The following is a 16,416-nucleotide window of genomic DNA, read 5'->3' as shown; positions in this document are numbered from 1 at the left end:
CTCCCTATGGGAGAGGGCTGGGGTGAGGGCCAACCCCCACGCCATCCTACGTCGAGTTCAGCTTGCGAATAATCAGCAGGCCTGCGGCATCTCACCCCGCGCCAGGCGTGCATTGATGTCGGCAATCACCGCTGGCAGTTCGGCGATGGTGTCGATCAGGTAGTGCGGGCGCGAGCCTTCGAACATCTGGCCAATGCGGCGGCGTTCCTGCTCCAGCTTCTCCGCCGGCAGCGCCTTGTACTGCTCATAGGTCAGACCCAGGGCGTTGCCCGAGCAGGTCAGCGCCACGGTCCACATGCCGGCACTGCGGCCTTCGAGGATGCCCGGCCAGGTGTCGTCAACCTTCACGCAGGCCGCCACGTCGTTGATGCCCAGGGCAATCACGTTGGCCAGCGCCTGTGCCGGGTGCGGACGGCCGTTGGGCACTTCATCGGTAGCGACCACGTGGTCGGCGACGTAGCCGTTGGTCTTCGCCAGGGCAACGACCTTCTCCATCACCACCGCCGGGTAGCCGGAGCAGGAGCCGATCTTCAGCCCGCCCTTGCGCAGCGCAGCGATGGCATCCAGCGCGCCCGGAATCAGCGCCGAGTGCTCGGCGATCTTCTCGATCTGCAGCGGCATGAAGCGCTCGTAGATGGCGGTGACGTCGTCATCGGTGGGCAGGTGGCCGAAGGCGGCGCGGTAGCGTTCGCCGATGGCGGGGATGTCGCACAGGGTGCGGATGTGGTCCCACTTGCCCATGCCCATCGGGCCGCGGGCTTCTTCCAGGCTGACCTGGACGCCGAACTCGGCGAAGGCTTCGACGAAGATCTGCGTCGGCGCGAAGGAGCCGAAGTCGACCACGGTGCCGGCCCAGTCGAGGATGGCGGCCTGCAGTTGCTTGGGTTGCTGGTAGTGCATGGTGATGCTCCTGTGAGGGGGTTACTTGTGAAATCGAAGGTGAGCGCAGCCCGCCCGGCGTGGTGGCAGGCTCGCGGTTTCAGGGTTGGTCCGGGTTGCAGGTCAGGCCGTGGAGTCGAACAGCTCGGCGATGATCGGCCGCTTGCGGCGGATGCCCAGGCAGCACAGGTAGTAGCTGATGTGGAACGGGTCCTCGGCGAAGGCGATGGAGCGCGTGCCCGGCCGGTCGGCGTACTCCACCGCCGAGACGAAGCCCACGCCGATGCCGTGTACCACCGCATGCACGATGGCCTCGCGGCTGTTCAGCTGCATCGCGCAGTCCAGCTCCACGCCGTGCTGGCGACAGCCTTCCTCCACCAGCTGGCGGGTACGCGAGGCCGGCTCGCGCAGTACCACACGCTCCTTGGCGATCTCCTGCACGCTGACCGATTCCTGCCGTGCCCAGGGGTGGTCGTCGCGTACCACCGCGAGGATCGGGCAGGTGCGGTACAGCTGGGTGCTCAGGCGCTGGTCGAACTCGGAGAGGGCGAGGATCGCCACGTCGATGTCGAAGTTGTACAGCCGCTCCAGGGTGCCGGCCTCGCTGGTGAAGGAAGTCTCCAGTTCGATGTCCGGGTAACGCTGCATCAGCGAGTAGGTCAGGCTCATGGCGATCGGCGGCGACACCGCACCGAGGCGCAGCATGCCCTGCTTGCGCTGCTGGAAGCTCTGCAGCAGTTGCAAGGCTTCGTCCTCCTGGCCGAACAGGCCCTGGGTGATCGCGTAGAGTTGCTGTCCGGCCGGGCTCAGCTCGATGAAGCGGCCGCGGCGGTGGAACAGCTCCACGGAAAAGCGCTTCTCCAGCCCGCTGACCTGCTCGCTGATGGTCGGCTGGCCGACGCTCAGCAGCGCCGCGGCCTGGGTGAAGCTGCCGGTGCGGGCCACGGCATGAAAGGAGCGCAACCACTTGTGGTACTGGTACATGGCTTCTCTTTTTATCGGGGGCGTCTGGCATCGGGGCTTGCCACATGGCCGTGCCCTCAGCGCCGGACGAACAGGGCGACCACCGCACTGCACACGCAGGCCGTGGTGACCACGATGAAGATCAGTGAAGTATTGCCGGTCGTGTCCAGCATGCGACCGATCAGGGGTTCGGCCAGACCCGCAAAGAGGTAGGAGGAGAAGTTCATGATCCCGGTGGCGGTGCCGGCGCGGCGCGCGCCGACCAGGTCCGGGCAGAGCGCCCAGAAGCTCGACGCCGGGCCGTAGACGAAGAAGCCGCAGAGGAACAGCGCGAGCAGGCCGACGCCGCTGTGTGCCGGCAGGCTCCACATCCACAGGCTGGTGAGGGCGCCCAGCACCATGTAGAGCATGATCGCGCGGTAGCGCTTGCTGCCGAACAGGCGGTCGGATACCCAACCGTTGCTCAGCGCGCCCACGGCCATGCCGACGGGCAGGGCGATGGTGATCCATTTCGGGTCGATGAAGCTCTGGCCCTTCTGCCAGTCGGCGCCGAGGAAGTGCACCGGCACCCAGACGATCAGCCCGTAGCGCGCGGCGTTCTGGAAGCCCAGCGACAGCGCTGCCACCAGCAGGCGCGGGTTCTTCAGCACGGCAAGGTAGCGTTGCGTCGAGGTCTCTTCCTCGCCGTGGGCGGCTTCGCTGGCGCGGTCCTCGGCGTTGGCCACGCCGGTGTCGGCCAGCGGTTCGAAGCCCATGTCCTGCGGGCGTTCGCGGGCCACCAGGTAGAACACGATGCCGCCAGCGAGCATCAGCAGCACCGGCAGGCGGAAGATCCAGCGCCACTCCAGGTGCATCACGTCGATCACTATCACCGAGGTGACGTAGGACAGCACCGACGCGCAGCCGGCGGCGAACACATAGAAGCCGTAGACCTTGCCGCGCTCGGCGGCGCTCCACCAGTTCGACAGGAGGCGGCTGCCCGGCGCCCAGCCCAAGGCCTGGAAGTAGCCGTTGATGCCCCAAGGCAGCACCAGGCTGACGAAGCCGCCGGCGAAGCTGGTGACCCAGTTGGCCCCGCAGGACAGCGCTGCGCCGAGGCTCATGATGCGCCGGCCGCCGAACTTGTCGGCGAGATTGCCGTTGATGGCCTGGCCGATGGCGTACATCCACAGCATGGCGCTGGAGGCCCAGCCGAGGGTTTCCTTGCTCAGGCCGAACTCGGCCTGGATGCCGGGGATGGCGAAGCCGAAGGTCTGGCGGCCGGTGTAGAAGAACAGGTAGCAGAACATCGCGGCCAGCAGCATGCGCCACTGGGCGAGGCGAAACGGGGTGACGGCGGAGACTGGCCCAGACAGGGTTTGTGCACGGTTCATGGTGTTTTCCTTCTTGTTCGCTCGCGCCGGCTGGAAGCTCGGCGTGTCGGCACTCTTATTCGGTGCAACAGGAAAAGGCGGCCGCCAGGGCCGCCCGGTGAGGAGCGGCGTCAGGCGGCCTGTGAGCCGATGAAGTTGCGGCCGCGGGCACCCTGCATGGCGAAGTCGATCATCGCTTCGGCTTCGGCGGCAGTCACGCCGTAGTCGCCGAACTCGGTCTTGACCCCGAGGCGATGGAGGAATTCACGCAGGCGCTTCTGCGCGCCGGCAAGGTCGTGGCCGAACACCCGCTGCAGGGTGCGGTCGCGGTCGGCGTCGCGGCCCCAGGCCAGGCCCAGAACCAGCGGCAGGGTGAAGGAACAGGCAATGCCGTGGGGCAGGCCGTGGCGCAGGGTCATCTCATAGGAGATGGAGTGGGCGAGCGCGGTCTTGGTGTTGGAGAAGGCCATGCCGGCCTTCAGCGCGGCCAGGGCCATGCGCGAGCGCAGTTCGCGGTTGGAAAGGTCCTGTTGCAGGCGTGGCAGGCAGTCGAGGATGTCCTCGATGGCGGAGAGGGCGAAGGTGTCGGAGATGGGGTTGGCGTTGTGGTTCCAGATCGATTCCAGCGCGTGGGACAGCGCGTCCAGCCCGGTGGAAACCGTCACCCCGGCGGGCACGCTGAGCATCAGGTCCGGGTCGATCAGCGCGACCTTGGGCCAGGTGCAGTCCAGGTGCAGGGAATACTTCTTCTGCTGCTGCGCGTCCCAGATGGTCGCCCAGGGCGTGACTTCGCTGCCGGTGCCGGCGGTGGTCGGCGCGGCGATCAGTGTCTTGCTGCGCGCCGGAGTGAAGGGCTTGCCGGCGGCCAGCAGATCGAGCAGTTCGTCGAAGTGCCCGGATGCGGTGCCGACGATCAGAGCCTTGGCGGTGTCGATGGCGCTGCCGCCGCCGAGGGCGAAGACGGTGCTGCAGTCGGCTGCTTCACGCCAGAAGCGCTCGTGCACATCGCGCAGCCAGGCGACGTCGGGGTTGGGCTGCACGTTGTCGATGACGTAGGCGAGGCGGTCGCCGAGCAGGTTGCGAACACGGTCGATCAGCCCCAGCTGCGCAGCTTCGGGGAAGGTCACCAGGGCGACCTTGCCTTCGCACAACTCGGCGATGTGGTCCAGGCTGCCGCCGCCGAAAACGGTGGCGACCGGATTATGGAATCGGGCAGGCATGGGCAGTTCCTTGTTGTTGTTTGAACGTGCGGCCATGCTCGGGGCCTCTTCGGTTTCGTTCCAATCGATTGATCGCAGGTGGGCATCGGCCAGACCGATAACGGCGGGTGCGGGCATTTGTGCAAACTCCGGGCGTGCGCCTGCCCGGCGCGCGCCCTCCAGGCTGAAATAGCAGGCGCACGCGGCAGGGGGTTGGGGCGGAAGGGAGAGGCAGGTGCCGGGCGGTCAGTGCCGCCCTTTACCCTGGATGGCGTGGCGCAGGCGGTTCGAGAGCAGGTCGGCAAGCACCACCATGACGGTGATGACGACGATGCAGGTGGCGGTCTCCTGGTATTTGAACAGCTTCAGGCTGCTGACAAGCTCGAAGCCCAGGCCGCCGGCGCCGACCATGCCGAGCACGGTGGCCGAGCGCAGGTTGACCTCGAAGCGGTAGAGCACCACCGCGATCCACGCGGTGATCACCTGCGGCAGCACGCCGAAGACGATCACCTGCAACGGCCGCGCACCGGTGGCCTGCAGCGCCTCGATGGGGCCCTGGTCGATCTCCTCGATGCTCTCGGCGAAGAACTTGCCGAGCATGCCCACGCCGTGCAGTGCCAGGGCCAGCACGCCGGGGAAGGGCCCCAGGCCCACGGCGGAGACGAACACCAGGGCGAGGATCAGTTCGTTGATGCTGCGGATGACGTTGAGCAGCTGGCGCGTGGCGAGGTACAGCCAGCGGTTGCCGTGCAGGTTGCGTGCGGCGAGAAAGCCCAGCGGCACGGCGAGCACGATGCCCAGCAGGGTGCCCCAGAGGGCGATCTGCAGGGTCTCCAGCGCCGGGCCCCAGAGGCTCGGCAGGATGCTCAGGTCCGGCGGCAGCGAGCGGCTGAGGAAGTCGCCGATCTGCGGCAGGCCGCTGGCCAGTTCGCTCCAGCTCAGCTGTGCGCCCTCGGCGCTCCAGTGCAACAGGTAGAGCACCGCCAGCACGGCGGCGCCGGTGCTCAGCCAGCCGCGCTTGGTGTGCGGCGTCTCGACCATCCAGTGGTGGCTGCGCAGGTTCATGCTCCGGCTCCTGTTTCGCTGGCGTAGACCGCGCGGGCGGCGGTCTGGTAGGCAGTTGCCTCGCTGCTCGGACGTTGCTGGTAGATGCGCCGCAGGGCGTCGTCATCCAGTTGTTCGCGGCTGCCGTCGAACACCAGACGGCCGTTGGCGAGGCCGACGATGCGGTCGCCGAACTCCCGCGCCAGGTCCACCTGGTGCAGGTTGCACACCACGGTGATGCCCAGCTTGCGGGTGGCCTCGCGCAGGTAGTGCATGACCAGTTGCGCAGTCTTCGGGTCGAGGCTGGCCACCGGTTCGTCGGCGAGGATCACCTGCGGCCGCTGGGCCAGCGCACGGGCGATGCCCACGCGCTGCATCTGTCCGCCGGAGAGGGAATCGGTGCGCGCTTCCGCCTTGTGCTCCAGCTCCACCCGGCGCAGGCATTCGCGGGCCAGGGCGACGTCGTCGCGGCTGAACAGCTGCAGCACCGAGGCGAGGGTGCCGACGCAGCCCAGGCGCCCGGTGAGCACATTCTTCAACACCGACAGGCGCGGCACCACGTTGTGGTGCTGGAAGATCATCGCCACCCGCCGACGTAGTTCGCGCTGGTCGCGCGCCTGCATGGCGTCGACGCCGGCCACCTGCAATTCGCCGCCGTCGGCCTGGGCCAGGCGGTTCATGCAGCGCAGCAGGGTGGACTTGCCGGCGCCGGACTGGCCGAGGATCACCACGAACTCGCCGGCCTCGATGCGCAGGTCGATCCCGCGCAGCACCGGGTTGTCGCCGTAGCCCTTGGTCAGTTGGGCGACGCGGATCATTTCAGGCTCCGCAGGTCGAGGTCGAGCACCTTGGCGGTGTCGCGCACGACGTTGTAGGCGGCGTCGTTGGTGGGCTGGAAGCCATTGAGCTGGCCCTGGTCGCCCCATGGCACGTCCTTGATCGAGGCGAACGCGGCGACCAGCTTCTGCTGCAGTTCCGGGTCGAGGTTCTTGCGCCAGACCATGGGCGATTCGGGGATGTCGTCGGACTTCCACACCACCTGTATGTCGTCCTGCTTGACCTGCCCCGAGCTGATGGCGCCGGCGAGGATGCGGTCGGCCACGGCGGCGGCGTCCACCTTGCGGTTCGCCACGGCGAGGATGCTGGCGTCGTGGGAACCGGAGAAGATCACGCGCGAGAACAGCGCCTTCGGGTCATGGCCGGACTGCTCCAGGCCAGCCTTGGGGAACAGGTGGCCGGAGGCGGAACTGGGGTCGACGAAGGCGAAGGTGTGGCCCTTGAGGTCGTCGAGGCTGCGGATGCCGCTGTCCTGACGGGCGATGATCAGGCTGTGGTAGGCGCTGGTGCCGGTCTTCTTGGTCACCGCCACGGCGAAGGCGTCGGCGCCGGCGACCTGATGCGCCAGCACGTAGGAGAACGGGCCGAGGTAGGCGACGTCGAGCTTGCCGGCGCGCAGCGCTTCGATCACGCCGTTGTAGTCGGTGGCGACGAAGGGCTTCACCGGCATTCCCAGACGCTCCTGCAACTGGTCGAGGACCAGCTGGCTGCTCTTGATCATGGCCTGGGAATCCTCGGAGGGGATCAGGCCGACGGTGAGGGCGTCCTGCGCCTGGGCAGTGGAAGCCAGGGCGGAGGCGAAGGCGAGCGGCAGCACGGCGAAGCGGAACAGTCTGGTCAGCGAAGTCATGGCGTTACCCGGAGGTTGTGTTCGGTAGCGCCAAAGCTAGGGCTGTCATGTGACAGTCACGCCATCAAATCAATATGGGTTAAAGCACTAATCCATTGATAGGAGCTATGGATGTCCACCGCCCGCCTGCGCACCTTCCTCGCCGTGGCCCGCCACGCCAGCTTCAGCGCCGGGGCCAGGGCCATCGGCCTCAGCCAGCCGACCGCGACCACGCAGATCCAGGGCCTGGAGCGCGAGTTCAACGTGGAGCTGTTCCACCGCCGTGGCCGGCGCATCGAGCTGACCGCCGTGGGCCGCGCGCTGCTGCCCATCGCCCAGCAGATGTCGATGCTCGAATCCGAGGCGACCAACCTGCTGCGCGATTCCGGCCAGCTCAACCGCGGACAGCTGAAGGTCGGCGCGGTGGGGCCGTTCCATGTGATCGAGATGGTCGACCTGTACCGCCGCGACTACCCGCAGATCGACGTGTCGATCCGCATCGGCAACTCGGCCTCGGTGCTGGCCGACCTGGAAAACTATGTCACCGACGTCGGTGTGCTCGCCGGGCTGCATGACGATCCGGCGTTCGTCGCGCAGTTGTATGCGCGCCATCCGGTGATCCTCTTCGCCCACATCGACCACCCGTTCGCGCGTAACCACGAGGTGCGCCTGCAAGCCTTGCAGGGCCAGCCGCTGCTGCGCCGCGAGCAGGGCTCGACTACCCGCGTGGCGCTGGAGCGCGAGCTGGACAAGGCCGACGTGACGCCGCGCATCGCCATGGAGATCGGCAGTCGCGAAGCCCTGCGGGAGGCGGCGATCCGTGGCATCGGCATTGGTGTGGTGTCCGAGGCGGAGTACATCGCCGACCCGCGGCTGAAGGCCATCCGCATCAGTGGCGACCCGGTGTGTACCGAGACCTACCTGTACTACCTCGCCGAGCGCCGCAGCAGCCAGGTGATCGCCTCCTTCCTGCGCTCGCTCGCGCAATAGCACAGCTACCGGCGCCGGCGTAAGGCTTGTCCTGCGGGGCGGGGCGCGGGTTATCCTGCGGCCCCCGTCGTTGTCACGAGGCTGTCATGTCGTCCGCTTCCGCGCCTGCCCTGCAGCGAGCCGACCGAGATTCGCGCAACTCCGCCCAGGTACTCAGCCTGTGCCTGCCCAGCGACGTGCTGCTGTACCTGCTGCTGCCGATGTACGCTGCCGATTTCGGTGTGACCCTGGTGGAGGCGGGCATCCTGCTGGCGGCCAACCGGCTGGTGCGCATCGTCGGCTATGGCTGGGTGGTGCGCTTCTACGGCCGCTACGGCGACCGCGCCGCGTGCAGCCTTGCGGCCTTCGCGGCGGCGGCCTGTGCGCTGGGCAACGCGACCCTGTCCGGCTTCGCCGCGCTGCTGGTCCTTAGGCTGGTCTGGGGCCTGTGCTTCGCCACGTTCAACCTCAGTACCCAGACCCTCGCCACCGCTGAAGCACAGGGCGCTGCACGCCGCGCCGGGCGCTCGCGGGCGACCCTCTCCATCGGGCCGATGCTGTTCCTCCCGCTGGGCGCGGTGATGGCCCAGTCGCTGGGCCCGCGCAGTATCTTCTTCGTCCTCTGCGTCAGCGCCCTGTGCGGCCTCTGGCGTGCCCGCGCGCTGCCCGACAGGGGGCACGACATCCCTTCCAATAGCGGCCGCCGCCTGCGCCTGCCGGACAGCATCGCCACCTGGTCCTTCATCGAAGGCGTGACCCTCGACGGCCTGTTCATCTTCGGCCTGTCGCTCTACGCGCAGACTCACCTGGGCGGCACCGGCGTGCTGGTGGCCGGTGTGCTGATGGCGGTGCGGTATCTCAGCGAGATGCTCTTCAGCCCCTTCGGCGGGCGCCTGGCCGATCGCTTCGGCGCACTGCGCATGCTGGTCGTGCTGTCGCTGGCCACCTCGCTGGCGCTGCTGATGTTCGGCAGCTACTGGCTGTTCGTCGGTGCCTTCTTCGTGCTGGTGCTGCGCGCGTTGCAGCTGCCACTGGTGGTCACGCTGGTGGCGCAGCGCAACCCGCAGGCGCGTATCCAGGCGCTGGCGGGCAACGCGGTGTGGCGCGATATCGGTGCGGGGCTCGGGCCGATCCTGGCCGGCGTGCTGCTGCCGCAGGTGCCGGCGCTCTGGGCCTACGCGGGTGCGGCTGCGATACTGGCGCTCAGCGCGCTGGGCTGTGCCTGGCGACGTTGATTGAATCAGGATGGATTGGCACGGCAAGGAAGCAGGAAAGTGAAAGCATTATTCATCGGTCTGACCGGGATTCTGTCGCTCGCGCAGTCAGCGCCAGCCCTCGCGAACAACCTCAACGGCAAGAACCTCTTCACCCAGCGCTGCGCGGTTTGCCACGGTGCAGACATCAAAGCGACCGGGCCGCTGGCCCGTAAGAGCAACCCGCCCACGCCCGATCTCACGACGCCCGCGTTCAAGAAGCGACTGAGTGATTATCCGGGCGTCATCGTGTCTTCGGTGGTCCTGCGCCCCAACGGCAGCCTGATCCCCCGGACCCTGCGCGAGAATGGCGTGAAGCTGCCGCCGCACGCCTGGAACATCGATGACCTGCGCGATCTGAGCCAGTACATGGTCGGGGTGATTTCCAAGAGTCGCTGAGGCTGCCCGTGGGGCACGGAAATCCGCGCGCGATGGCGGCGCCGAATGCGCGGATTGTTCAAGCGCGGCTTGTGGCTCGGCGGGAACACTGGCGGCTCCCACCGTACTGGAGCTGCCTCATGCGATACCTCTATGCCCCTGCATTCTTCTTCGGCTTCATCGGCCTGGCCCTGTACCTGGTCGGTGAAGGCGTCTCGCTGCTGTGCCTGCCGGCGCTGTTGCCGCTGGCGATCCTGCTGGCCTTTCTCGCCGAGCGATTCTGGCCCTATTGCGCAGGCTGGAACGAGAGTCGCGGCGACGGCGCCCGCGATCTCATCCACGCGCTGGTCAACGAGACGTTGAATGCGCTGGGCATTGCGGCGATTCCGTTGATGGCCCTGTGGTTACCGCACTTCGAACTGTGGCCAACGGATTGGCCACTGGCGCTGCAATTGCTGGCGGCGCTGCTGATCGCCGACCTCGGCATCACCCTGGTGCACTACGCCAGCCACCGTTCGCCGCTGTTGTGGCGCCTGCATGCGGTGCACCACAGCGTCACGCGCATGTATGGCTTCAACGGGCTGATGAAGCATCCGCTGCACCAGATGCTGGAAGCCCTCGGCGGCACGCTGCCGCTGCTGTTGCTGGGTATTCCCGTGGAGGTCGCGGCGCTGCTGGCGTTCGCCATCGCTATCCAGCTGTTGCTGCAGCACAGCAATGTGGCCATGCGCATCGGCGCGCTGCGCCACCTGTTTGCCTGGGCGCCGCTGCATCGCCTGCACCACTTGAAATACGGCACGGCAGGGGACGTGAATTTCGCGCTGTTCTTCAGCTTCTGGGATCGCCTGCTGGGCACTGCGTTGCATCTGCCTGACTACGCGCTGGCGGAGGATGACCTGGGGATCGGCGACCGCCCTGACTACCCAATGGCGTACTTCGATCAGCTGGCCGAGCCGTTTCGCCGCATCGATACAACGCACTCCCCGGCACCGTTGCCGACGGAATTGCGTCGCCTGCTAGTCGAGTAGGCGCAGCTTCAGCTGGCGCAGTGTCAGGTCGGCGCGGATGCCGAACTGGCTGCGCACGCTGCGGGAGAAGTGCGCGGAATCGGCGAAGCCCGCGGTGACGGCAGCAGTGGTCAGGCTGTCGCCGGCCATGGCCAGCCGCAGTGCCTGGCGCAGCCGTTGCCAGAGCACCAGCCGGCGCACCGACAGGCCCAGCGTGCCGCTGAACAGCCGTTCCAGCTGGCTCAGCGAGAGTGAGGCTGCCTCGGCCAGCGCCTGGGCGGGCAGGGCGCCGTCGTCCAGCGTGCGGATGCGTTGCAGGGCTTTCTTCAGGCGTGGGTCGAGCTGTCGGCGCGGCAGTTCGCGCAGGCCTGATGTGAGCCTCTGCAGGTCGGGCCCGGCCTGCCGGCAAAGCTGCTCCAGATCGGCCAGCCCGAACGCCAGCGGCTCGGCGAACAGGGTGACGGCGCGCTGGTCGCTGTCGAGGATCGCGTGGCGCTGGTTGGAGGCGATCACCAGCAGCGCAGCCTGCTGCGGCTGCTCGTCGATCAGCGCGTTCACTTCACCTTCGCAGGCCATCAGCAACTGGTGCGCGTAGTGGGCGTGGGGGCGCGCATGGCCGGTGGTGCCGGCGACGAGGCAGAAGTCCGCGCCCAGCCAGAGTTCGCCCTGCCAGGCGCGCTCAGTCGTCTGCATGGCGTCCCAGCCACTCTTCCCGCGTCAGCTCCCAGGTTTCCCTTGGCAGCACGCCACTGACGAAGTGACCTTCGTCGCGGCCCACCAGACGCATGCCCTCGCGTTCGGAGACGCGCCGCGAGCCTTCATTGGGGACGGCCTTGGGCACCTGCAGCAGCGGCCGGCCCAGGGTCTGGAACCAGAAGCGGCTGACCGCCTCGCAGGCCTCGCTCATGTAGCCGTGCCCCTGCCAGGCGGGCGCCAGCCAGAAGCCGCGGTGATTGCCCGGCTGATCGAACAGCGAGATGTTGCCGATGCCATCGTCCGGCTCGCCAGCGAGGCGGATCATCCAGTGCCATTCCTCGCCACTGGCCATGGCCGGCAGTATCACGTCACGCACATAGGTCAGCGCGCCGTCGGCCGGGTAGGGCCAGGGCACTCGGCGGTCCAGGTAGCGCACCACTTCCCAATGCGGGAACAGGCGCTGGATGAGCTCGGCGTCTGCCAGCTTGATCGGCGTGAGCAACAGGCGAGCGGTGCGCAGAGTGGGTGTGGGTTGGCTGTCCATGGCAGGTTCCTCGAAGCTTGCGTGACAGTCTGCCGTTCCTGGGGGCGGCTGACCAGCCGGCCTCAGGCCGGACGGCCGAAAACAGCGATGGCGAAGTCGAGGAAGCTGCGCAGCTTGGGTGTGAGGCGCCTGTCCGGGGCGTAGAGGATGTGCATCGGCGAGGTCGGCACGCTGTATTGCGGCAGCAGCTGCACCAGCGTGCCACTGCGCAACGCGTCACCGACCAGCTCCTGGGGTTGCAGCACCACGCCCAGCCCGGCCACCGCCGCTGCCAGCAGCGGGTCACCCTGATTGATCGTCAAACGGCTTGTAATCGGCACCTCGATGCGTCCGTCCGGCCCATCGAAGGTCCAGCTGGAGCGGCCATCGGAAAAGGCGAAGCCCAGGCATTCGTGCTGGCTCAGGTCCTCGGGAGTGCGGATCGCCGGGCGCCGTGCGAGGTACGCCGGCGCGGCGCACAGCACGAGCCGGTAGGGCGCCAGTGGCACGGCCTTGAGGCGGCTGTCGGCCAGTTCGCCGATGCGGAAAACCACGTCGTAGCCGTCGTTGACCAGGTCCACCAGGTCGTTGGAGAGCGTCAGGTCCACCGCCACTTGCGGGTAGCGCACCATGTACTCGAGCAGGCGTGGCGACAGGACGCGCATGCCGAAGGTCACCGGCGCGTTGATCCGCAGCCGCCCGCTGGGTGTGCCACGGGTGACGGCGGCGAGGCTTTCCGCCGCCTCCATGTCCGCCAGGATCAGTTTGGCGCGCTGGTAGAAGGCCCGGCCGAAGTCGGTGAGGCTCTGCCGCCGCGTGGTTCGGTTGAGCAGGGACAGGTCCAGGTGCTGCTCGAGCATCTTCACCTGCTTGCCCACCAGTTGCGACGACATCTGCAGCTCTTCGGCCACCGCGCTGAAGGAGCCCAGCTCCACTGCCCTGACGAAGATGGCCATCTGTTCGAGACGGTCCATTGCAAACCCTGTGTTTCAAGTGTCTGGCCATCCTAGGCCTTTATCCGAGCCCAGCCAACGCCTAGATTTTCCCCCTGTCGCGAACGGTCGAGCACTGCTGCCGCGACTTTCTACACTCCCATTCCGGCCTGCGCTTTCACGCTGGCCCCAGCTCTGAAGAGAGGTTTCCATGGCCCGCATTGTCAGAATCCACCAATACGGTGACGCCAGCGTCCTGAAGCTGGAGGCGGTGGACCTGCCCGCCCCGGCAGCGGACGAGGTGCAGATCGCGGTCAAGGCCATCGGCCTGAACCGCGCCGAAGTGATGTTCCGCAACCACGCCTACCTGCAGGAAGCCGAGTTCCCCAGTCGCCTGGGCTACGAGGCGGCCGGTGTGGTGAGTGCGGTGGGCAGCTCCGTGAAGGCGGTCGCGGTGGGCGATGCAGTGAGCCTGATCCCGCCGCTGGATATCGCCCGCTGGGGCACCTACGGAGAAGTGGCCAACGTGCCGGCGCACCTGGTGGTGAAGCATCCGCAGAACCTCAGTTTCGAACAGGCCGCGGCGTCCTGGATGCAGTACGTCACTGCCTGGGGCGCGCTGGTGGAGCAGGCGAAGCTGTCCCGGGGCGAGTTCGTGCTGGTCACGGCGGCATCCAGCAGCGTCGGTCTCGCAGCGTTCCAGATCGCCCGCATGGTCGGCGCCACCTCGATTGCCGTGACCCGCACCCAGGCCAAGAAGCAGGCATTGCTGGAAGCTGGCGCCAGTCATGTGATCGTCAGTGACGACGAGGACATCGTCGAACAGGTGATGGCGCTGACCGGAGGGCAGGGCGCGCGCGTGGTGTTCGACCCGATCGGCGGCCCCGGCTTCGAGGTGCTCACCCAGGCCATGGCGCGGGGCGGCATCCTCCTCGAGTACGGCGCGCTGAGCCCGGAACCGACGCCTTTCCCGCTGTTCACCGTGCTGGGCAAGAGCCTGACGCTGAAGGGCTACCTCTACGCCGAGATCGTTGCCGACCCGGCGGCGCTGGAGCGCGCCAAAGCGTTCATCGTCAAGGGACTGGAGTCCGGCGCGCTGAGCCCGGTGATCGCGCGAACCTTCCCGCTGGAGCAGATCCAGGACGCCCATCGCTTCCTCGAAGCCAACCAGCAAGTGGGCAAGATCGTCGTCACGGTCTGAGGCGTTCATCCGACGGCAGTGCCTGGACGGCGCGCTCGACAGCCAGCAGCGCGCCTTCCATGTAGCCGGCCTGCTCGCCACCGGCTTCGCTGCCGATCAGGCGCAGGCGATGCTGTGAATGCCTGTCCAGCAGGCCGGTCAGGTCCTGCAGACCGTGCCAGCGTGGCGCAATCTGGTCGTCCTCGGTGGCAGTCAGTGGCTCCTGCGCCCAGTCCTGCAGGCTTTCGTCGATGGGGTGCGCAGCCGCTTCGCCGAACAGCCGGACCAGCTGCGCACGGCAGGCCGCCATGAGCGCCGGGCCATCCAGCGCCCGGCGCTGTGCGGCGCTCGGTCCAAGGAAGCCGAACAGCGCGGCGCCACCCGCGTGGCCGGCGTCATGTACCTCCGCGAGCGGGCCGGTGCCGCTGAAGGCGTCGCCGGAGAGCCCCGACTCACGCCAGAACGGCCGCGCATAGCGGGCCACGTACTTGGCGTGGGAGGCCATCCAGGTCGGTACTTCGACGAGCCTCTTCACCACGTCGGCCGGCAACGCCGGGGTAAAATGCAGGCGGGCCGCCAGGCGCGGCGGAATGGCGAGCCAGACGGCGCGGAAACCTTCCCGCACGGGGCCGGAGCAGGCAAGGCTCAGGCGCGCGCCGCTGTTCTCGAGCACGATCTGTTGCAGTTCGCTGTGCAGGAAAAGCCGTTGCGCGGGCAAGCGCTCGGCCAACGCCTGAACCAGGCGGCCGGTGCCGCCTTCGATGCGCAGCGAGAGGTTCCCGGAGGTGTAGCCCGGTCGGCGTTGCACCTGGGTACCCCAGCGCTCGATCAGCGCATCGCCGTCTTCATATTGCGCAAACGTTTCCAGCCCCAGCTCGCTTGCGAGATCTTGCAGGCGTGGCTGGCAATCCGGCCAGAACCAGGTCGGGCCAAGGTCGATGCCGCCAGCCGGCGTTGACAGGATGCGCCCGCCAAGGCGCGGGCGCGCCTCGAACAGCTCCCAGTCGATACCCAGCCGTTGCAGGCGATAGGCCGCGTACAGGCCGGCCAGCCCGCCACCGACAATGGCGATCTTGCGTGAGGACATCAGGGCTCTCCGCTCGGGTCGATTCGCAACCGGGGCGCCATCTGGCGCCCCGGCTCGTTCAGGATTTGTCGAACGCCGCCACGGCGTCGAACACCCGTGCCGTGTAGGTCAGAGCGGCGCCGGCGTTCAGCGCGATGGCCACACCCAGTGCTTCGGCGATTTCCTCGCGGGTTGCGCCGTGCTTGAGCGCCGCCTGTACGTGGGTGGCGATGCAGCCATCGCAGCGGGTGGTGATGGCCACCGACAGGGCGATCAGCTCATGCACCTTGGGCTCCAGGTGCGTGGCTGGCAAGTTCCCCAGGGTGTTCAGGCCGCGCATGGTCGCCGGGGCCAGGCCGGCGAACTCGCCGACGCGTTCGATCAGGCTGGTGAAGTAGTCGTTCCAGTTCATCATGTTCTGTTCTCCTTTCATTGACGTCCGGCGGTCACGCCGCCATCCACCGGCAGCACGGTGCCGGTAATCCACGAGGCCTCATCGGAGGCGAGGAACAGGATCGCCGCCGCCACGTCGCCCGGCTGGCCGTTGCGGCCCAGCGGGTGGAAGGCGTTGAAGGTCGGCAGCACCTGCCTGACCTGCTCGGCATCCATGAAGCTGCCGTAGACAGGGGTCTCCACTACGGCAGGGGCCACGGTGTTGATGCGGATGTTCGAGCTGGCCAGTTCGATGGCCAGGTTACGGGTCAGCGCATGCACGCCGGCATTGGCGGCGGAGTAAGCCGCCGACGGCGTGGCGCCGATGGCCTGGATGGCCCACAGCGAGCCGGTTTGCACGATGGCGCCGCCGCCGCGCTGGAGCATGGCTTTGGCCGCTGCCTGGGCCATGAAGAACTTGCCCTTGAGGATGGTATCGAGGAAGGCGTCGTACTCCTGCGGGCTGACCTCCAGGAACGGCTTGGGCGTGAAGATGCCGGCGTTGTTGATGAGGACGTCGACGCCGCCGAATTCGCGTTGCGCCAGGTCGACCAGCGCCTGGGCGGTGGCCGGGTCGGCGATGCTGCCGGCGAGGGTGCGCACACGCTGGCCGCTGGGGTCGATCTCGCGGGCCGCTGTATTGAGCTTGACGCCGTCGCGGCCGCCGATGACGACGCTGGCGCCGGCCTCGACCAGTCGCCGCGCGACTTCCTTGCCGATGCCCGAGCCGCCGCCGGTGATGATGGCAACCTTGTTAGAAAAACTATTCATGGTGGGAGTCCTCGTTGTGTCAGGGAGGAAAGCTGCTGTTGATCGCCGGAGCCTGTCTGGGGATGCCGTATCTGCTATCTTTCAGGCTTCAAGTGGCTCCGGCCTG

General features: G+C 67.5%; 18 protein-coding genes. 5 read left to right on the top strand and 13 right to left on the bottom strand.

Annotated elements, in window-relative coordinates; genetic code table 11:
* Window positions 1–72 precede the first annotated feature (72 nt).
* From phnX to phnD, 7 genes are all read right to left on the bottom strand, one after another.
* Complete coding sequence (gene phnX / locus IB275_RS19020) at window positions 73–900, bottom strand: phosphonoacetaldehyde hydrolase (protein ID WP_192294914.1); 828 nt, start codon at window positions 898–900, stop codon at window positions 73–75.
* A gap of 102 nt (window positions 901–1,002) precedes the next feature.
* Window positions 1,003–1,863: a LysR substrate-binding domain-containing protein gene (locus IB275_RS19015; RefSeq protein ID WP_151187626.1), complete on the bottom strand. Its 861-nt coding sequence runs from the start codon at window positions 1,861–1,863 to the stop codon at window positions 1,003–1,005.
* Window positions 1,864–1,919: 56 nt separating this feature from the next.
* On the bottom strand, window positions 1,920–3,215 hold the full coding sequence (locus IB275_RS19010; protein ID WP_081518509.1) for an MFS transporter: 1,296 nt from the start codon (window positions 3,213–3,215) through the stop codon (window positions 1,920–1,922).
* Window positions 3,216–3,325: 110 nt separating this feature from the next.
* Window positions 3,326–4,414, bottom strand: coding sequence for an iron-containing alcohol dehydrogenase PsrA (gene psrA / locus IB275_RS19005; protein WP_192295080.1), 1,089 nt, complete (start codon window positions 4,412–4,414; stop codon window positions 3,326–3,328).
* Window positions 4,415–4,639: 225 nt separating this feature from the next.
* On the bottom strand, window positions 4,640–5,458 hold the full coding sequence (gene phnE / locus IB275_RS19000; protein WP_192294913.1) for a phosphonate ABC transporter, permease protein PhnE: 819 nt from the start codon (window positions 5,456–5,458) through the stop codon (window positions 4,640–4,642).
* On the bottom strand, window positions 5,455–6,255 hold the full coding sequence (phnC, locus tag IB275_RS18995) for a phosphonate ABC transporter ATP-binding protein (RefSeq protein WP_192294912.1): 801 nt from the start codon (window positions 6,253–6,255) through the stop codon (window positions 5,455–5,457). Before phnC ends, phnE begins: the two co-directional genes overlap by 4 nt.
* Complete coding sequence (gene phnD, locus IB275_RS18990) at window positions 6,252–7,124, bottom strand: phosphonate ABC transporter substrate-binding protein (RefSeq protein ID WP_192294911.1); 873 nt, start codon at window positions 7,122–7,124, stop codon at window positions 6,252–6,254. The genes phnC and phnD overlap by 4 nt, the downstream gene beginning before the upstream one ends.
* Window positions 7,125–7,235: 111 nt before the next feature.
* Here phnD and IB275_RS18985 point away from each other — a divergent pair, with 111 nt between their 5' ends.
* The 4 genes from IB275_RS18985 (at window position 7,236) to IB275_RS18970 (ending at window position 10,731) form a co-directional block, all read left to right on the top strand.
* Window positions 7,236–8,093, top strand: a complete 858-nt coding sequence (locus IB275_RS18985; protein WP_192294910.1) for a LysR substrate-binding domain-containing protein — start codon at window positions 7,236–7,238, stop codon at window positions 8,091–8,093.
* Window positions 8,094–8,179: 86 nt separating this feature from the next.
* Entirely contained in the window at window positions 8,180–9,307 is a 1,128-nt protein-coding gene (locus IB275_RS18980) for an MFS transporter (protein ID WP_192294909.1), read from the top strand.
* A gap of 39 nt (window positions 9,308–9,346) precedes the next feature.
* Window positions 9,347–9,724 carry a cytochrome c gene (locus IB275_RS18975; protein ID WP_192294908.1) on the top strand — a complete coding sequence of 126 codons (378 nt, stop codon included), beginning with the start codon at window positions 9,347–9,349 and terminating at the stop codon, window positions 9,722–9,724.
* A 119-nt stretch (window positions 9,725–9,843) separates the two neighbouring features.
* Window positions 9,844–10,731, top strand: coding sequence for a sterol desaturase family protein (locus tag IB275_RS18970; RefSeq protein WP_192294907.1), 888 nt, complete (start codon window positions 9,844–9,846; stop codon window positions 10,729–10,731).
* On the opposite strand, the gene IB275_RS18965 is transcribed toward IB275_RS18970, so the two are convergent.
* From IB275_RS18965 to IB275_RS18955, 3 genes are all read right to left on the bottom strand, one after another.
* Window positions 10,720–11,403 carry a helix-turn-helix transcriptional regulator gene (locus IB275_RS18965; protein WP_192294906.1) on the bottom strand — a complete coding sequence of 228 codons (684 nt, stop codon included), beginning with the start codon at window positions 11,401–11,403 and terminating at the stop codon, window positions 10,720–10,722. The two genes, IB275_RS18970 and IB275_RS18965, sit on opposite strands and share 12 nt — an antisense overlap.
* Window positions 11,390–11,950 carry a GNAT family N-acetyltransferase gene (locus tag IB275_RS18960; protein ID WP_192294905.1) on the bottom strand — a complete coding sequence of 187 codons (561 nt, stop codon included), beginning with the start codon at window positions 11,948–11,950 and terminating at the stop codon, window positions 11,390–11,392. Before IB275_RS18960 ends, IB275_RS18965 begins: the two co-directional genes overlap by 14 nt.
* Window positions 11,951–12,012: 62 nt before the next feature.
* Window positions 12,013–12,903 (bottom strand): LysR family transcriptional regulator, encoded by an 891-nt coding sequence (locus IB275_RS18955; protein WP_192294904.1) that lies wholly within the window; start codon window positions 12,901–12,903, stop codon window positions 12,013–12,015.
* Between the two features lie 169 nt (window positions 12,904–13,072).
* Between IB275_RS18955 and IB275_RS18950 the strand changes: the two genes are divergently transcribed.
* Entirely contained in the window at window positions 13,073–14,062 is a 990-nt protein-coding gene (locus tag IB275_RS18950; RefSeq protein ID WP_192294903.1) for a zinc-dependent alcohol dehydrogenase family protein, read from the top strand.
* On the opposite strand, the gene IB275_RS18945 is transcribed toward IB275_RS18950, so the two are convergent.
* The 3 genes from IB275_RS18945 to IB275_RS18935 are packed head-to-tail and all read right to left on the bottom strand — an operon-like array spanning window position 14,052 to window position 16,310.
* Window positions 14,052–15,128, bottom strand: a complete 1,077-nt coding sequence (locus IB275_RS18945; protein ID WP_151187616.1) for a flavin monoamine oxidase family protein — start codon at window positions 15,126–15,128, stop codon at window positions 14,052–14,054. The two genes, IB275_RS18950 and IB275_RS18945, sit on opposite strands and share 11 nt — an antisense overlap.
* A gap of 58 nt (window positions 15,129–15,186) precedes the next feature.
* A complete protein-coding gene (locus tag IB275_RS18940) occupies window positions 15,187–15,522 on the bottom strand; it encodes a carboxymuconolactone decarboxylase family protein (protein ID WP_192294902.1) in 336 nt (111 codons plus the stop codon).
* 14 nt (window positions 15,523–15,536) lie between these two features.
* Window positions 15,537–16,310, bottom strand: a complete 774-nt coding sequence (locus tag IB275_RS18935) for an SDR family NAD(P)-dependent oxidoreductase (protein WP_192294901.1) — start codon at window positions 16,308–16,310, stop codon at window positions 15,537–15,539.
* Window positions 16,311–16,416 lie beyond the last annotated feature (106 nt).

This window comes from Pseudomonas sp. PDM21, assembly GCF_014852505.2.
In the GTDB taxonomy this organism is placed as follows: Bacteria; Pseudomonadota; Gammaproteobacteria; order Pseudomonadales; family Pseudomonadaceae; genus Pseudomonas.
Note: the sequence above shows the minus strand (reverse complement) of the source record. Positions and strands in the feature narration are given on the sequence as shown.

Excerpts from the sequence above, each read along its gene's own strand:
- IB275_RS18985 (WP_192294910.1), top strand. The coding sequence starts at position 7,236 with ATGTCCACCGCCCGCCTGCGCACCTTCCTCGCCGTGGCCCGCCACGCC.
- IB275_RS18960 (WP_192294905.1), bottom strand. The coding sequence starts at position 11,950 with ATGGACAGCCAACCCACACCCACTCTGCGCACCGCTCGCCTGTTGCTC.
- phnE (WP_192294913.1), bottom strand. The coding sequence starts at position 5,458 with ATGAACCTGCGCAGCCACCACTGGATGGTCGAGACGCCGCACACCAAG.
- IB275_RS18970 (WP_192294907.1), top strand. The coding sequence starts at position 9,844 with ATGCGATACCTCTATGCCCCTGCATTCTTCTTCGGCTTCATCGGCCTG.
- IB275_RS19015 (WP_151187626.1), bottom strand. The coding sequence starts at position 1,863 with ATGTACCAGTACCACAAGTGGTTGCGCTCCTTTCATGCCGTGGCCCGC.
- IB275_RS18965 (WP_192294906.1), bottom strand. The coding sequence starts at position 11,403 with ATGCAGACGACTGAGCGCGCCTGGCAGGGCGAACTCTGGCTGGGCGCG.
- phnD (WP_192294911.1), bottom strand. The coding sequence starts at position 7,124 with ATGACTTCGCTGACCAGACTGTTCCGCTTCGCCGTGCTGCCGCTCGCC.
- phnX (WP_192294914.1), bottom strand. The coding sequence starts at position 900 with ATGCACTACCAGCAACCCAAGCAACTGCAGGCCGCCATCCTCGACTGG.
- IB275_RS18980 (WP_192294909.1), top strand. The coding sequence starts at position 8,180 with ATGTCGTCCGCTTCCGCGCCTGCCCTGCAGCGAGCCGACCGAGATTCG.
- IB275_RS18945 (WP_151187616.1), bottom strand. The coding sequence starts at position 15,128 with ATGTCCTCACGCAAGATCGCCATTGTCGGTGGCGGGCTGGCCGGCCTG.
- phnC (WP_192294912.1), bottom strand. The coding sequence starts at position 6,255 with ATGATCCGCGTCGCCCAACTGACCAAGGGCTACGGCGACAACCCGGTG.
- IB275_RS18935 (WP_192294901.1), bottom strand. The coding sequence starts at position 16,310 with ATGAATAGTTTTTCTAACAAGGTTGCCATCATCACCGGCGGCGGCTCG.
- IB275_RS18950 (WP_192294903.1), top strand. The coding sequence starts at position 13,073 with ATGGCCCGCATTGTCAGAATCCACCAATACGGTGACGCCAGCGTCCTG.
- IB275_RS18955 (WP_192294904.1), bottom strand. The coding sequence starts at position 12,903 with ATGGACCGTCTCGAACAGATGGCCATCTTCGTCAGGGCAGTGGAGCTG.
- IB275_RS19010 (WP_081518509.1), bottom strand. The coding sequence starts at position 3,215 with ATGAACCGTGCACAAACCCTGTCTGGGCCAGTCTCCGCCGTCACCCCG.
- IB275_RS18940 (WP_192294902.1), bottom strand. The coding sequence starts at position 15,522 with ATGATGAACTGGAACGACTACTTCACCAGCCTGATCGAACGCGTCGGC.
- psrA (WP_192295080.1), bottom strand. The coding sequence starts at position 4,414 with ATGCCTGCCCGATTCCATAATCCGGTCGCCACCGTTTTCGGCGGCGGC.